This is a genomic window from Nostoc sp. TCL240-02 (assembly GCF_013343235.1).
GTDB lineage: Bacteria > Cyanobacteriota > Cyanobacteriia > Cyanobacteriales > Nostocaceae > Nostoc.
Genome location: NZ_CP040094.1, coordinates 2,153,006 through 2,169,829 on the forward strand (window position 1 = coordinate 2,153,006; position 16,824 = coordinate 2,169,829).

The 16,824-nt window shown below is 41.6% G+C and carries 13 protein-coding genes; 4 read left to right on the forward strand and 9 right to left on the reverse strand.

The window, feature by feature from the left end; translation table 11 throughout:
* Window positions 1–9: 9 nt before the first annotated feature.
* The 9 genes from rpsO to FBB35_RS09380 all read right to left on the reverse strand — a co-directional run bounded on the left by rpsO (window position 10) and on the right by FBB35_RS09380 (window position 12,017).
* Window positions 10–279, reverse strand: coding sequence for a 30S ribosomal protein S15 (gene rpsO / locus FBB35_RS09340; RefSeq protein WP_041565894.1), 270 nt, complete (start codon window positions 277–279; stop codon window positions 10–12).
* Between the two features lie 380 nt (window positions 280–659).
* Window positions 660–2,435, reverse strand: a complete 1,776-nt coding sequence (locus tag FBB35_RS09345) for an iron uptake porin (protein WP_174709397.1) — start codon at window positions 2,433–2,435, stop codon at window positions 660–662.
* Between the two features lie 194 nt (window positions 2,436–2,629).
* Window positions 2,630–4,078: a hypothetical protein gene (locus FBB35_RS09350; protein WP_174709398.1), complete on the reverse strand. Its 1,449-nt coding sequence runs from the start codon at window positions 4,076–4,078 to the stop codon at window positions 2,630–2,632.
* Window positions 4,079–4,308: 230 nt separating this feature from the next.
* Entirely contained in the window at window positions 4,309–4,707 is a 399-nt protein-coding gene (locus tag FBB35_RS09355) for a hypothetical protein (protein ID WP_174709399.1), read from the reverse strand.
* A 793-nt stretch (window positions 4,708–5,500) separates the two neighbouring features.
* A complete protein-coding gene (gene kdpC, locus FBB35_RS09360) occupies window positions 5,501–6,139 on the reverse strand; it encodes a K(+)-transporting ATPase subunit C (RefSeq protein ID WP_174709400.1) in 639 nt (212 codons plus the stop codon).
* The gene (locus FBB35_RS09365) at window positions 6,139–6,408 is read right to left on the reverse strand and encodes a potassium-transporting ATPase subunit F (RefSeq protein WP_174709401.1); all 270 of its coding nucleotides are present in this window, start codon (window positions 6,406–6,408) and stop codon (window positions 6,139–6,141) included. The genes kdpC and FBB35_RS09365 overlap by 1 nt, the downstream gene beginning before the upstream one ends.
* Before the next feature lie 6 nt (window positions 6,409–6,414).
* On the reverse strand, window positions 6,415–8,556 hold the full coding sequence (gene kdpB, locus FBB35_RS09370) for a potassium-transporting ATPase subunit KdpB (RefSeq protein WP_174709402.1): 2,142 nt from the start codon (window positions 8,554–8,556) through the stop codon (window positions 6,415–6,417).
* A gap of 109 nt (window positions 8,557–8,665) precedes the next feature.
* The gene (kdpA, locus tag FBB35_RS09375) at window positions 8,666–10,411 is read right to left on the reverse strand and encodes a potassium-transporting ATPase subunit KdpA (RefSeq protein ID WP_174709403.1); all 1,746 of its coding nucleotides are present in this window, start codon (window positions 10,409–10,411) and stop codon (window positions 8,666–8,668) included.
* A 370-nt stretch (window positions 10,412–10,781) separates the two neighbouring features.
* Entirely contained in the window at window positions 10,782–12,017 is a 1,236-nt protein-coding gene (locus FBB35_RS09380) for an FIST N-terminal domain-containing protein (protein WP_174709404.1), read from the reverse strand.
* Between the two features lie 367 nt (window positions 12,018–12,384).
* Between FBB35_RS09380 and FBB35_RS09385 the strand changes: the two genes are divergently transcribed.
* The 4 genes from FBB35_RS09385 (at window position 12,385) to FBB35_RS09405 (ending at window position 16,818) form a co-directional block, all read left to right on the forward strand.
* Window positions 12,385–12,630 carry a Calvin cycle protein CP12 gene (locus FBB35_RS09385; RefSeq protein WP_012407493.1) on the forward strand — a complete coding sequence of 82 codons (246 nt, stop codon included), beginning with the start codon at window positions 12,385–12,387 and terminating at the stop codon, window positions 12,628–12,630.
* 677 nt (window positions 12,631–13,307) lie between these two features.
* Window positions 13,308–13,904, forward strand: coding sequence for a DUF3177 family protein (locus FBB35_RS09390; RefSeq protein WP_174709405.1), 597 nt, complete (start codon window positions 13,308–13,310; stop codon window positions 13,902–13,904).
* A 37-nt stretch (window positions 13,905–13,941) separates the two neighbouring features.
* Complete coding sequence (locus FBB35_RS09395; RefSeq protein WP_174709406.1) at window positions 13,942–14,238, forward strand: hypothetical protein; 297 nt, start codon at window positions 13,942–13,944, stop codon at window positions 14,236–14,238.
* 804 nt (window positions 14,239–15,042) lie between these two features.
* Window positions 15,043–16,818, forward strand: a complete 1,776-nt coding sequence (locus FBB35_RS09405) for a tetratricopeptide repeat protein (RefSeq protein WP_174709407.1) — start codon at window positions 15,043–15,045, stop codon at window positions 16,816–16,818.
* Window positions 16,819–16,824: the final 6 nt, after the last annotated feature.

Consider the following 16,824-nt stretch of genomic DNA (forward strand, 5'->3'; position numbering starts at 1 on the left):
CGGTAGCCCCTATCCACGAATACCGAGGCGAGCGATCAAAGCTTGATACTTTTCCCGGCTTTCCTGCGATATGTAGGCTAGAAGACGCTTACGCTGACCAATTAGCTTCAACAGTCCCCGTCGAGAAGAATGGTCTTTTTTATTTGCCTGGAGATGTTCGCTGAGGCGGTTAATGCGCTCAGTTAGCATGGCAACTTGGACATCAGCCGAACCAGTGTCGGTTTCGTGAACTTGGTAATTGGAAATTATTTCTTGTTTCCGCAGTTGCGTCAGTGCCATGATTGATTCAATTGCTAGTTTTTCTAAATGTATGCAGCAGTCTCCCATAATATCACAGCCCTTAAGCTGGATGTCGAATCATCTTTGCTGCTATGTTTGGCAATCTAGGAGACTAAGTAAGTCAAGAGACATCCAGTATCTTCTATGGAGGCAAATAAGGTAATTTTAAATGGTAGCTTCCGTGTCGATATTTGAAGGTTTGTCTGGATTGGTAAACTATTTGTCCTGGCATTTCTTCCAGTTGTTTTTTACTCCAGACAGCAGGAAAGCTATTTCAACCCAAATACAAAACTTTTTGGTTAAAGGGAAAGGATTTAAATTCACCTTTCCCTTTTGCCCTTTAACCTTTTCCTAGATTGGACTTGCGTTCACCAAATCTTTTAAAAGGTGAAAGTTGTTCTCAGAGTACCGATAATTGCATCGTCGTTAGCGCTGCTTTGACCAGGAGAGGTCAACCAGATGACACCAGGGGTAATTGAGATGTTATCTGACACGCGATACTTGTAGAAGCCTTCAAAGTGATAAGGGATATCATTACCAGCAAAACCTGGTCGGTTAAACGCATAAGGTTCTGCACCAGCAAAAATACCTAAAACGTTACCTTTTTTACCGAAGTCAGGTAAGGCTACCCCAAGACCGTAGCTCCAAGCTTCATAATCATCATTAGCACCAAAGCCTGTGACATCGTGGTAAGAAACGAAGCCACTAATTGATAGTTTTTCGCTGGGTCTGAAGGCAGCTTCTATACCGTAAGAGTTACTCGAAGATGCGTTTAGAGTACTTAGGGTATTAGCTTGATTAGTACCTACAACGCGGTTAGCACTGCCCAAACCACCACCTAGATCGAATAAATTCCCGCCTCCAGCACCGCTATAACCGTGAACATAGGTAGCAGCGATCGCCAAGCGATCGCCAACACTAAAGTTCAACTGTCCAAGAGCCGCATAGTTCCCCTCCAATAAACCTTGGTTTAGTCCAGGATTATTAGCATTTGATGCCAAGTAGCCTATAGTCAGCGAACTTGGTTTGAAAAAACTGCCCCCACTACCAAAGGGTATGGTCAATGCAGCACCAGCACCACCACCTATTCGATAGATGGGACTTTCAGAAGCAAAGGTAGACAAAGCACCATTACCGCCATCATAGTCCTCAAAGTAAGGGTTATTAGTGGCAGCATAATCGCTATGAATACCTCCGGTGGCCGCAAAGTAAGCTTGAACTGGGCCTATAGGTACGTAATACGCCAACCAATCTATACTGACAGAATTGCTACCAGTGCTGCCGATTTGAAAAGTTTGCGTGCCTTCAGCAGTATTGATCGGAACACCAGCATTATCCACTTGATTAAAGGCTAGTGCATTACCGGCTGCAAGACGGGTGTGTAAAACGTCTTTACCAGTGAAGCTGGTTTGCAGGTCTAAACGTACCCTATCTTGGAAAACAGTATTATTAACATCGCCAGTGTTACCGCCAAAAATATCAGTAACGCCAAAAATAGCTTCACCCACCAATTTTGTGGTGGTAGAAAACTGATTTGCTTCTAGTTCAGCAGTCCGTGCTTCTACAGCATCAACTCGACCACGCAAAGTTGCTAGTTCTGCCGAGAATTCTTCTTGCAAACGCTGGAGGGTAGCCAAATCTTGTTTTGTTACCAAGTCAGCAGTCGCTGTTGCAATCAGTTCATTAACCCGATCTAAACAAGCATTCAAACCTGCGGCAAATTCATAACGAGTCAGTGCCCGATTGCCACGATAGGTAGAATTTGGGTATCCAGCAATACAACCGTAGCGTTCAACCAGGGATTGTAAAGCTTGGAACGCCCAGTCAGTGGGCTGTACATCAGAAAACTGAGAAACTGATGTGACTTGAGACAGTGAATTTTGGTTCTTACCCTCAGTGCTGTAGCGGTTAACCTCTTCTAAAACCTGATTATCATCAGTCTTTTGGGCAACCAATAGCTGATTAACTTTTGGTTGCTCTGTTTGAATAAATCTTGAAGCATCAGAAGATATTGGTGCTTCTGTCTGAGCAGTTTTTGCCTTTATATTTTCAGAGGAGCCTGCTACTTCAGTAGCTATAGCCCTAGCGGAAACCAACACCGTCACTCCCAAAACTACTGGACTTAGTACCAGAGTTTTCCACAATAGATGAGACATTTTTTATTTTCCTTTCCTAAAAAATACCCTAAATCAATGGGTTAAAGAAAAAGATAACAAGCAGTTATTCTACTTAATTTGAAATCTTATCAGATTGCTGTTACTTAATCCATATCTGACAAAATTTTTACGGATGAAGAATCGTAAAGACTTATTTGTAACTTATTTGCCAGATTAAGAGATTATGATTGAATTTAGCTCAATTTTTCGCCATTTCTGGACTTTAGCTTCTTATTCTTGACTCTGATTTGCGGTAAATCCTTTTTATCTTTGTAAAAGTAACAAATTTCAACTAGAGTTGCCCATATTTCTAGAGAACCGTGAAATTGGCTAATGACATCATCAATAATTCTGGAAACATTTTGCTGAAAAAAGTCTGGTTCAAACCCATAAAATACTCTCGATAAATTCTCAGCAAACAATTGAAGTGACTGCTTACGTTCTTCACTCTGGGCAGACATTGAGGCTTTAACTACTTGGTTGTGGATAGCAAAAATTTTTTCCAGAATTTCCTCAGAGTCTTGCAATGTAACCTCGCCAGAGTAATCAAACTTGATTCCCAGGTCGTCAAGATGATAAACACTGCTCTTAATCTTCTTTTTCAGCAGGCTACATATTTCCTCATTAAAGAGTTCACTAGCAAGAGGATTACGCATATAATTATTTCTAATATGGTTCTGGACAGCATCAACGTGTGCAGCTGCAATACCCTCTTGCTGTATCCAAATCCTGTAGATATAATCTTCAAATCTGAGCCGAGTGGGAAAAAAGGGTGGTAAACCTAGCTGATTATCATATCCAGCAACTCCACAATCCATTCTCCAGTTTTTGTTGGTGATAACAGGTCGAAAATTAGTAAGAATATAAAAATCATTCAGATCATTGGGACTGATTTGATTTTCATCATTGAGATACATGTGAATAAAATCAAGTGTATCGATATCATTAGTTCCTGTGCGAAAAGTCTGGGCAATCTTGACGATGGCATTATTCAAGACTCTTCCCTGTTGTAATACGAGGCTGTTTTCTCGAAAGTAGCCTTTGGTTGTGTTGGTTTCTAAATCCATTGCTGTATCAACAACCAATTCTCCAGCCTCGAAGTTTTCTGGTACCTGGCTGGCTTTTTTACCTAGAACATCACCAAAAGCGGTGAGTAAGTCAAAAGATTTATGAACAAAGCCGCCTTGTTGAGTAGACTTGATCAGCTTACCTCGACATATTTCATCACCTGATAAAGACTCTGGGCTAGTTTCAATCAATGCATCTGGTCGCATATCGTCATCTGCACTGACCATTAAATGACCAAGAGTATACATTAAGGTGAAGTTGCGATTCCCCCCATAGCTAGGGCGAAATAAGTTTTTGACGAGTGATTCTAGCTTGCGATCGCGCAGTCTTTCATTTAAAAATGTAATAAATTTCTCTTTCTCTTGAGGCCCTACATAATACACATCATTGACTGTCTTAGTCTGCTCTAAAAGTGGGTAATATTTCTCGTGGTTAGCAATACTGGAATCATCAAAGACGATAATTTTTACAGCATGACCATTTGCCCAGAAATTCTCATCATACTTTTCGATGGTCTGTGCTACATCTCTCAATCGATGAGTCGGAATAACAAATATCGTCTCTTTTGCTTTCATAAAATGTGTAACTTATTGTTTTGGTGGAGAAAATAATTGATACAAAACCTATTTTGTTGAGATGTGGCGAATAAGGTAGTTTCCGCCCAGCCTAACTAATTTTTACCCTCCAAATTGGGTTGCTGACTACCCGACAGGGCATTCACGGCGGGATTGCCTTGATATTCTGCGATCGCAGTTACGCTAATTAAGATTTCAAAAATGGCGAACACCATCCAGAAAGGACTCGCCTATTTAGGAATGTAGTCAGAGCAACTCAGCGCTTCTTTAGTTAGAGCAGTGGCAGGGTTGACTGCACACTTTAGATAAGAGTTGTTGTTAAAAAAATGGCAGCTTTTACAGAAATGTTGGTGTACATGTTTGATGCTTACTATTTCGTCTTTATCTTGTACCGCATTTTCTGGGGGATCTTCTAATGCTTTGCAGAAAGATGAAACGAGATAAACGACAATTGCCCAAACAATCATGAAGGAAATATGAGCCAAAAACACTGCTACAAAAGGAATATCTCCTTCATGAAGTTTTGTATTATTATGTGTTTTATTTGCCAGATTTGCTTCAATCAGGGTAGACTGATAAACAGTTTTTTGGGCGAATATATAAACTTGAAAAAGCCTTGAAGTATACATATTAAAAACAAGGAAATTAGTCAGACTACGATTAAGGGAAAGTCGTCTAGATTAAACATTTTTAGAGTAAAATTCTCTAATTTCACCCTTGATTGAGTTGTGATAGTAGCACCTAAATTTTTGATCATCTTTGGATCAGATGCATGATAAGAGAAGAAATAAGTATTCATCTAGCTAATAATATGTGGATTTGAGATTGTTTGGTATATCTGAGTCGTCTGAATTAACAGATTGTCCGCCTATCTGTCGAGTTTATAACAAGCAACTGTTGAGTGAATAGTAAACACAATGAATTTTCTTAAGTGTTACCTTGAGAGCAGGAATCATCATCGGATTAGTTGCTATTGCTAAAATGTAGTCACCAGCGAAAATAGGAGGATTGTCTATTGCTGAAAGGACTAGATCATCTCTTAAAATTCCTAGAAAAGCGCATTGTTTAGGCAACTGAATTTCAGTTAAGTGAATGCCGCAATAAACGCTATTAGCTTGGATTAAAACACCAAACAATCTTGGTTCTAAAGCTTTTTTGTATTTGAACACAAAATGTTTTTTAATTCTAATATTATTGTGCAATATTTTACACAAAAAATATTTTATTTTAGATATATCTTGCAGGTATATAAGATGTATTAGATAATTTTAAATAGGTATATATTTAGAGATATAGTCTTACTTAATTAATCATAAAAAACGAGATTCCCGACTTCTTAAGCAAGTCGGGAATCTTAGCCTTAGATAATAATTCTGAACAGTAGAGACGGAAAATTCGTCGTCTCTACTATTTGCCATAGCTTTATTTCTTAATTTGATCTAAAGCTAAATTCAGCTTCAACACATTAACTCCAGGCTCACCAAAGATGCCGAGAAAGCGACCATCGGTGTTTTGGGCAATCAAAGTTTCTAATTGGTTCGGCTGAAATCCTCGTGCTTTGGCTACTCGTGCAATTTGCGCGATCGCAGCTTCGGGAGTAATATGAGGGTCAAGGCTGGAACCAGAAGTGTAGACTAAATCGCCAGTCGGCTGTACACCTGCTGTTTTCAGACGAGTCAAATCGCCTTCAATTTTTTTGCTGGGGTCTGGGTCATCTTTACCTTTGATGCGTTCCAGCAATGCAGGATTACTGGGAGCCAAGTTACTAGCGCCAGAAACTCCAGTTTTCAAAACTCCCGCATCATCTTTTTTGGGGTCGGCTGTGCTGTAACTCGTGGTACTGGGACGACTGTTAAAATAGCGATCGCTAGTGAAAGGTTGACCAATCAAAGCAGAACCCACAACTTGACCGTTGTTATTTTTCAGCAGACTTCCATTTGCCTGAAATGGAAACGCAATCTGCCCAATAGCAATCATCGCAAAAGGATAAATAATCGCTCCAATAACCCACAGTACCAGGGTAGAACGAACTGCTCTACTAGCTTCACGTGCAAAACTCATTAGAATTTCTCCGGTACAAACATAACAAAAAATAAATAGATAGAAAGCCCTAGCGTCACCAGTCCTAACAGTCCCAATCCCCAAGATTGACTGCGGGAAAGTTGTTCGCCAGTAGCTGCATAGACTAGAGGTGCAACCACTAGGTTGAAACACATCGCCAGGAACAAATACAGTGGCAGTTTTTGTCTACGCCATTGACACCAGATATCAGTTATTTCTTCAACTACTTGCGATGCAAGGATAGTGCGACGGATATGAACAGGTTTCATAGTAAATTAAGACAAAGGTAAGATAATATCTATCAGTTTGATAGCAATAAAGGGAGCAACAATGCCACCAAGTCCATAGATGAAGATGTTGCGGCGTAGGAGTTGATCTGCCGTTAAAGGTAAGAATTTCACCCCTTTGAGTGCTAACGGAATCAGTGCCGGAATAATCAAGGCATTGTAAATCAACGCCGAGACGATCGCAGATTGGGCGCTTTTTAATCCCATAATATTCAGTGCGCCAATTCCAGCAGCCGCAAAAATAGTCGGAATGATCGCAAAATACTTGGCAATATCGTTAGCGATGGAGAATGTTGTCAAGGCTCCACGGGTAATTAGCAACTGTTTACCTATGGTTACTAAGTCAATTAACTTCGTAGGGTCAGAGTCCAAGTCCACCATGTTAGCAGCTTCTTTGGCAGCTTGTGTCCCAGAGTTCATTGCCACACCCACGTTTGCTTGAGCCAAAGCAGGTGCATCGTTAGTACCATCCCCGGTCATTGCCACCAGTTTACCCTGAGATTGTTCGGAGCGAATCACCTCAATTTTGTCTTCTGGAGTCGCTTCGGCAATGAAATCATCCACCCCAGCTTCTTTAGCAATTACCGAAGCAGTAATGCGGTTGTCACCTGTGAGCATGACGGTGCGAACACCCATGCGACGCAGTTGGTCAAATCTTTCCCGCAGACCAGGTTTGACAATATCTTTGAGGTAGATGACACCATAAATTTTGTCATCTTGGCAAACAGCTAAGGGTGTACCGCCTAACCGGGAAACTCGCTCATAAGCTGCATCTATATCATCAGGAACGTTACCACCACGAGAACGGACAAATCCCTTAATGGCATCTACCGCACCTTTGCGGATTTGTTTACCATTGGGTAGATTTGTGCCACTCATCCGGGTTTTGGCTGAAAATTCCACACCTTCGGCTTTGTCGAGATTAAAATCGACCGCAACCTGAGACTTTTCAGCTAAAACTACAATTGACTTGCCTTCTGGTGTTTCGTCAAACAAGCTAGCAGCTAAGGAAACTCGCGCTACATCTTCTAATGAGTGATTATCCAGAGGAATAAACTCATCAGCCATCCGGTTCCCCAAGGTGATTGTACCTGTCTTATCTAGCACCAAGGTATTGATGTCGCCGCAGGCTTCTACTGCCCGACCAGAGGTAGCAATGACGTTAAACTGTGCAACCCTATCCATCCCTGCAATGCCAATTGCACTGAGCAAACCACCGATAGTTGTGGGAATCAAAGCTACCAGTAAGGAGATGAGAATGGCAACGCTACCACCAGTACGTAAACTGTTTCCCGCTTCCGGGGCAAAGGCTGTGGTGATAAAGTTGGCGATGTAGCTAACAAATGGCGGCATAGTTGCCACTACAATCAAGAACACCTGAGTTAGCACTGCCAACAATACCGTCAAAGCAATCTCATTGGGAGTCTTGGTGCGTTGTGCGCCTTCTACCAAGGAAATCATGCGATCGATAAAGCCTTGACCAGGATCGGCACTAATCCGAATTGTCAACTCATCTGAGAGTAGGCGTGTACCTCCTGTGACTGAACTGGCAATATCTGTACCTGGTTGTTTCAGTACTGGCGCAGATTCCCCAGTGATTGCCGACTCATCTACCGAACCGATACCTTTAATTACATCCCCGTCGGCGGGAATCATATTATTTGCAACTACTTTTACCAAATCGCCCCGTCGCAGTTCCGTAGAATTTACTTGTTGTACAGAACCATCTGGGAGGATTTTGTTAGCGATCGTATCCGATCGCGTCGATCGCAGTGAATCAGCCTGTGCTTTACCACGCCCTTCAGCTACGGCTTCGGCAAAGTTAGCAAAAATGAGGGTGAAAAAGAGAATGAAGGTAATCAACCCATTTAACAAGCGCTGTTGGTTGATATCTGCCTGGATTGTGCCAAAGAGATTTGGGTTAAGGGTTACTAAAAAGGTGACAATTGTCCCCACCCAAACAACAAACATAACTGGATTTTTAACAGTAATTCGAGGATCGAGCTTGACAAATGACTCACGAATTGCTCTTTGATAAAGTCCCCGCATATCTGTCTTGGGGGTGTGCTTGCGCGAGTCACGAGTTCCAGATGGAATACGGGGCGAAGGAGAATCAGTAGTGATTGGCATATATTAAATTTTGGGAATTGGGAATTGGCGATTGGGCATTGGGAATTGGGCATTGGGAATTGGGCATTGGGAATTAATTATTTCTCCCCCTGCTCCCCTGCTCCCCTCCCTACCCAATACCTTTGGCGATAAAAAAGGCTTCAGCGATGGGCCCCAATGCCAGTACTGGGAAGAATGTAAGTGCGCCCAAAATTAAAATCACGCCTGCGGTAACGCCTGTAAATAGTCCGGTGTCGGTTCGCAATGTACCAGTGGTGTAGGGAACAGCTTGCTTGCGAGACATACTATCTGCTAATAACAGCAAACCTAAAATTGGGATATAGCGTCCAGCTAGTAAACTAAAGCAGGTACTCAAGTTCCACCACAGAGCGGTTACAGTTGTTTTTGTACCTGTAGCGATCGCTAACGGAGAAGGTTGTGAATCTCCTAAACCTTCAAACCCAGAACCGTTGTTAGCAGCAGCTGAGGCATATTCGTAAATCACCTGAGAAAAGCCGTGGAAGCCAGGATTGCTAATCCCTGCTAATTGGTCAGGAAAAGCTAAGGCGATTCCCCCTGGAATCAAAATAGCGATCGGGTGAACTAGCAAAATCAGGAAGCTAGCAAGTACGACTTCCCGCTTTTCAATCTTGCGTCCCAAAAATTCTGGCGTGCGTCCCACCATCAAACCTGTTACAAATACCGCCAAAATGCTATAGGCAAACAAGTAAGCTGTTCCTGTACCTTGTCCACCCCATATAATTTGCAGGAACATATTAGAAAGAAAAATAAAACCGCCGGCGGGCATAAAGGAGTCGTGTAAACTATTAACTGCGCCGCACATAGTGCCGGTTGTACTTACCGCAAATAATGCCGATTCTGCCCAACCAAACCGGACTTCTTTCCCCTCTAGATTCGGTTGCTGACTGCCCAAAAGCGTATTTACAGACGGATTGCCGTCGTATTCACCAATGGCAGTAACAATCAGAAATCCTAGAAAAATTACCCCGATCATGCCGTAGAGTAACAACGCTTGTTTGGTGTTATTGGCAAACAAACCGTATGTATAGATTAGGGACGTGGGAATTGAAAGCATTGCCACGATCTGAATTAAATTCGTAAATGCGCTGGGATTTTCAAAGGGGTGTGCTGAGTTGATGGCGAAAAAGCCGCCGCCGTTTTCCCCTAATTGCTTGATAATTTCAAAATGGGCAACAGGGCCACGTGCGATCGCCTGACTAATATTCGGATCTTCCAAGGTCGGGAATACAGCGACACCCGCCAGAGTTTCGGGAACGCCAGCAGCTATCAACACAATCCCACCCACAATACAAATAGGCAGCAAAATTCGCGTAATCGAGCGAATTAGGTCTACATAAAAGTTGCCTAACGATCTACCAGTTAATCCTCGAATAAAAGCAATTCCTACCGCCAAACCAGTGCCAGCAGAGGTGAACATATGATAACCCAGTCCCCACATTTGGCTGGCATAGCTCATGTAGGTTTCACCAGAATAATGCTGCTGGTTGGTATTAGTAATAAAGGAAATTGTAGTATGCAGTGCTGTATCCCAAGTTGGGGCTTTTATCCCCGTGGGATTGAGGGGCAACCATCCTTGACTCATGATGATAAAGAAAATCAGCAACCCCATTGCTACGTTGCTATACAGGATTGCCCGCCCATACTGCCAGCCCGTCATGTTTTCTTTGGATTTAACACCGACTAAAGCATAAAGCACTCGCTCAATCGGATTCAAGATTGGGTCGAGAAAAGTACTTTGCTCTAGGTATACACGCGCCATATAGCGCCCAAAAAATGGAGTAATTGCTACTATAATTAGTAGCGTTAATGCAATTTGAATCAATCCTTCTAGCATTGGATTATTTCAACTCCGACATGAATAAATTTCATAGAAATATCAGATATTTTCGGTCGATGAATCACAAAAAATAATGAATTATATTGACATTATTAGCTAACCTATAACCATCTCTTTACTTAATCAATCATCGAGCTTTTTGTTAGAGAATACAAGGTATAAATTAATATTTAAACTAGCCTATACAAAAAATATACTTGTCTATATAGATAAGTATTAAGAGCGTTTATCTCGATATATATCTGCAAATATAGAAGGACAGTAAAAAGTTAGATCCCCGACTTCTTAAAGAAGTCGGGGATCTGGACACGACGAATTTTCATGAATTAGATGAGATTGCTGTACAGTCAACAGTCTAATTCATAATTTATAACTGATTCTGGCGACAAATTCCAAATGCAGAAGTGTAGGCGTGTAAGAAGGTTCTGCCACCTACAGGACCGATTTCACCACCACAGAAAAAGCCGCCTACAGGAATATCGCTGAGGTAACGGCGAAATAGTTCAGAATCGAAATTTGGTTTACCATATAGCCCTTCACCTCGCCCTAGACAGGCAAACATTAAGGCAGCGACGGCAGAGGGTTCAGATTCTCGTCGGGTTTGATAACTTTGGAGGAGTAATTCTAAGTCTTCAGCTGAGGCTTGGGCATCGCGCAGGTGGAATTGTAGCCTTTGACCAGGACGGACGCGATCGCCAATTGCGATCGCTCCAGCTGTTGGATCGACCCCAAGAATACCACGAATTAGAAAGTCTCCCTGTTGCAAAGCCAGCTTAAACTCATCCATCGCCACACCAACAAACAAAGAGTGCTGTGCTAAAGTTCGTTCGTGTTCGCTAAGACTAGCAATCAAATCTCGCAATACCACTAGCGGCACTTGCTCATCTAACTCTAAGATGATATTGCGATCGGCTTTTGTAACTTGCAATGGTTTGCCAATCGGTCGGCATCCTTGAGCGACAATCGTTTCCAAAACAATATTGCCAGTCAAAGCTATACCAATAGTGCCCTCACGATAAAGGCTTTGGCATTCCTCGCCATCAGTCTCATTACAAAATAGGGCAACACGGCCACCCATGCCTCCACCACTAGCCTGTCCTCCCACAATCGCCGATCCTGGATAAGCAAAATCCAACCCCTGCAACAAATCGTTAATTCCAGAGGCGAAAGAACTAGACAGCAATATGAACTGGGGTGTCGGTGATGGCGGTACACCAATCAAATCAACCCAAGCATCTGGAGAACTATCTAAATCAGGTAATTCTTCAGCGACAACATGAAAAACTTGAACCTTCACCCCTGGAAGATGTGCTAAAGTCAAGCTAATAGCTGGTTCAGCTTCCAATTCTTGGGTTTCTCCGGCAACTGTCGTCCCAATCACCCCGCCACCACTACAGCCAATTAGCACTGGTACAGAAAGTTTTTCAGCTAACAAAGGTAATAATCGGGAATACTCACTCGCAAAAGCAGACGAAATGAATACCAGTCCTAGATCCGCAGGTGCTGCTAACGATGAGACAGCTCGTTCCACCACATCTGTAACGGCGGCTTCTAGAGAATGACGGGTTGATAGGGCGTTTGCCCACTGCATTTGGTCTGCCATGAGTTTTGAGCTTCTTTCTCTTTTTGGGCTAATAAATTTTGACTTTTGATTTTGGGAAGAATTGCATCCTATAAGAATTAGTGCTAGCTTTTGTCTCCTCCATCCCAATCAAATGAGGTTGTCATTCTAATAGATGCATCTAAATATATTGTATGATTGTTTATCTATGGTACTGATTCCACAAAATCTTAAAAAATAAAGATGAATGCATTATAGATGCGGCAGTTTACTGTATTGGTTATAAATCAATAGGCTAAAATACTAACTTATGAGCTGAATAGTTAGAATGGTTAGTAATCAAGCTAAAATCTGCCATTTCTGAAATTTTTCTATACTAGTATTAACAACACACAACGAGACTACAGCAATGACCAACATCCAAGAAACAGCAACAAGCGACATCCAAGAGAAAATTCAAGAAGAAGTAGAACAAGCGCGTACTGTCTGTGACATTAACGGTAGCGGTTCACCAGAGTGTGCTGCTGCTTGGGATGCAGTAGAAGAATTGCAAGCTGAAGCTTCCCACAAGCGCCAAAGCAAGCCCAAAAATTCTCTAGAACAGTATTGTGATGACAACCCAGATGCAATTGAATGCCGGGTTTATGACGACTAGAAATTTAAACAAGTAAATTTTTTGTTCGTTTGTCACCAAGCAACCAAGATTTACTTACTAAGATTTCGCACTTTTGTGCTACTTCCGGCTAAAACCGTACTCTTCCTCTTTCATAATTTTCTCCAACGGGGAAAAATTTGGTGAAATATCTGGAATTACGGATGTATGAGGGTTAAGCTTTGAGAATTTTTATCTTAAAAGGAAACCTTTACACCCAAAAAAATTGGGGTTTTGTCCGCGAGGATCAAGTATATAGCTGCTGAGTGGGCTTTTAACAGGCTCCCTGACGCTACTACAGGTAAGTGTAAAATCTAAGTTGAGAATCTTTGAGTTGATTGTTTTTTTGCCAAATAGAAAGATTTAGGAAAGTAAATTAAAAAATTTACCATGTAATACTTTTTCCAAAAATCTTTGCAACGCATGAATTGGCTGTAGGGGCGTACATCTGTATGCCCCTACAAACGTGTTTATAGTAGAAACTGCATGAAATGGTATAAGTTGGGTAGCCACTTGCTTCCACCAAGAAGTTAGAGCGCAGTCTTAAGGCTAGATTTTGTGCTTTGATTAAACTGTTTGTAATATAGATAGACTACTAGCTAGCTAATAGCTTACAGTTTTGTCAGTTATGGATACTTGCTCTTAGTTAAAAATGTTTTATTTATCCTTTGAGAAAAACTATGGACTATGATATTTGGTTTCGCCCTTTCGTCTGGATTGATTACCGACTGGCAGTATTATTCTTGGTAATTATTCCGCTAATTCTTTTAATTTGGGCATTTGTGCAAAAAGCAGAAGGTATACAACGCTTGTTGACTATATACTGGAAAGTATCAAGCCTAGTGGCAATCACGATTTACTTAATGATTGCCCAGTATCCAGTTAGCTTTATCTCTGGATTGATGGCTCAGATTTTAATCCCAATTTCGCTGTGGTTCTGGGTAGATATCAACGATGAAATTGAGTATCAAACCAGTGGCGTTTTGAAATTTATTTTTACCTCTTGGCGGTGGGCTACAACTGTTTATTGTATTTTGGGTACACTAGCCTTTATCCCATTTTTGGGTTGTGCTTTTTCTGCCAATGTGATGAAGACTGCCTATTGTCGCGTCTGGTTCGAGGTTCCATTGTTATTTAAAGAATATTTTCATGCTAATAGCAAAGCTGAGTTTTTAGGTTTTCTTGGCATAACTACTTTAGTAATTTATGTGGTTTACTTAAGCTATTTTGTTCTAATTAAGCTGGGCAAGCAGGGACGTTCAGCCTCACCACAGTAACTATTGCTGCGTTACCATAACCCTAGACTTAAAAAAAATGAATTCTATTGGTAAGCGACTGGAACAATACACCGCTAAACGCCCCCAAGAAGTCCTAATTGTAACGGTAGAAATTGCCGATGAGCAAGATACAATTGCTATTTTTAAAGGCTTTTCTAGCTCTTTGATGCGTCCAACGGCATTTGATGCAGATGTACCAGTTCTGCCAGATGGGTCAAACATCCTCAATATTGATCGAGTAGCTAGTCCTTACAATCCTGAAACACCCCGTTATATTCAACAAGGACTTTCTTGGGAAGCTATGGAAGTTTTATTATCAGAAGTGGGAGTCTGATTAATTCGTAATTTTGTCAAAAGAGTTACTCAATTTTGTCATTTTACTAATAATCTTCTGGTGGCAGTGGTTAAACATAAATCTCAAAGTTGATTACACCAACAGGTAAAATAGGGAGAAGGTGGTGTAATTAACTAAAATGCCTACTGCTACTCAAGTAGCAAGTTTGTATCGTATTGGCTATCAACTGACGCATATCATGCTTCAGCCCATATACCTCATTTGCATTGATAATCGGACTCGTAATATATACATTCTTGCTTCTTGCTGGGTATGACGAAGAGATTGAATTCCAAATTTTACCCAACGGAGAGTTATCTGATGAGCCGAATTAATTACGATTCGATGTCTGATGTTGAATTAAAACAGTATTTTCTCAAGCATCGCGGCGATCACGCTGCTTTTCAAGCATATTTTAGACAGAATTAATCAGCGTCCACGTAGGATTATTGCAAGCTCCGACGATCCCGATTTTGATGAGAAGGTTCAAGCAGCGATTCGCCAAAAGCTAGAAGCCGCAAGAAGCAGGAGTCAGCAGGCTAATATTTCGTTAGAGCCGACTGACCAAAGCGATCTGTGAGAGCCAAATTTTAGCTGTATTACAGTGTTATGTAGGAAAATTCTGTATAATTCCCAATATAGAGAGTTCCCGTATAATTCAGTAGTTATGCGGCTTCGGTTATCGATAGAGGAAGTGTTTCAGAGTTGTCTATTTGTATCTAGAGCTAAATCAGACTGATGCTCGAATTGCAGATGCATAATGCATCGGTTAAAGTTTTGTTTACATTGAACTGTGTTAGCCCTATGGCAGAAACTCAAGCTTCAGAATTTAAAAGCGAATACCTAGAACTGCTTCCAGAAATTTTTCAAGCCATTCTGTCCAGTCAGGGTGATCCTCAGATCATTTATCCTTTTCTCCAGAAAAATCTGAAAAAAATAGATGATGGGTTGGTTGAAGAATTAAAAGTTTGGACAAATGGTATTCTCCCAAAACTCACTACACAAGAAGCTCAAAGTTTAGCTGTAGCTGTCCTTATATTTAGCAATTTGATTCAACAATTTCCTTTGGGAAATCGAGCTAGCAATCTGGAAATTGCTATAGCAGGCTATCAGACTGCTGCTAAAATCCTGACTCGCCATAGTTTTCAAGAGGAATGGGCTTTAATACAAAACAGCTTGGGTAACGCCTATCTAGAAAGAATTACAGGAGAGAGGCTTAAGAATTTAGAGCTTGCCATTCAATACTACCAATCAGCTTTGGAAGTAACTCCTCTTGAAAAAAGTCCTGAAAAGTGGGCTGACATTCAAGTTAATCTTGGAAACGCCTATATCGATAGAATCGCAGGGGATAGAGCGGAAAACATTGAACATGCAATTACTGAATATATGTCAGCTTTGCAAATTTATACTGTCAATGAGTATCCAGTTGCATGGGCTGGCATTCAGAATAATTTGGGTACTGCATATCGTCAACGAATCTCTGGAATGCACCAAGATAACTTGGAACAAGCAGTTGCGAGTTTTCAGAACACTCTGAGGATCTATACTCGTGAAGCATTCCCATTGCAATGGGCAACTACCATAGCAAATCTAGGGAATGTCTACAGCCAGAGAGTTCAAGGAGATCGAGCAGAGAATCTTGAACAGGCAATTGCATCTTATCAATTAGCATTGCAGGTTTATACTCGTGAAGCATTCCCAGAAAGCTGGGCTAGAACTCAGAGTAATCTTGCTGCTGCTTATGCCGAACGTCTTCGAGGAGATCGAGCAGAGAATCTTGAACAGGCAATTGCATCTTATCAATTAGCATTGCAGGTTTATACTCGTGAAGCATTCCCAGAAAGCTGGGCTAGAACTCAGAGTAATCTTGCTGCTGCTTATGCCGAACGTCTTCGAGGAGATCGAGCAGAGAATCTTGAACAGGCAATTGCATCTTATCAATTAGCATTGCAGGTTTATACTCGTGAAGCATTCCCAGAAAGCTGGGCTAGAACTCAGAGTAATCTTGCTGCTGCTTATGCCGAACGTCTTCGAGGAGATCGAGCAGAGAATCTTGAACAGGCAATTGCATCTTATCAATTAGCATTGCAGGTTTATACTCGTGAAGCATTCCCAGAAAGCTGGGCTAGAACTCAGAGTAATCTTGCTGCTGCTTATGCCGAACGTCTTCGAGGAGATCGAGCAGAGAATCTTGAACAGGCAATTGCATCTTATCAATTAGCATTGCAGGTTTATACTCGTGAAGCATTCCCAGAAAGCTGGGCTAGAACTCAGAGTAATCTTGCTGCTGCTTATGCCGAACGTGTTCAAGGAGATCGAGCAGAGAATCTTGAACAGGCAATTGCATCTTATCAATTAGCATTGCAGGTTTATACTCGTGAAGCATTCCCAGAAAGCTGGGCTAGAACTCAGAGTAATCTTGCTGCTGCTTATGCCGAACGTCTTCGAGGAGATCGAGCAGAGAATCTTGAACAGGCAATTGCATCTTATCAATTAGCATTGCAGGTTTATACTCGTGAAGCATTCCCAGAAAGCTGGGCTATGGTTCAAAACAACCTTGCTGCAACCAAGGGGCTATAGAGAGAT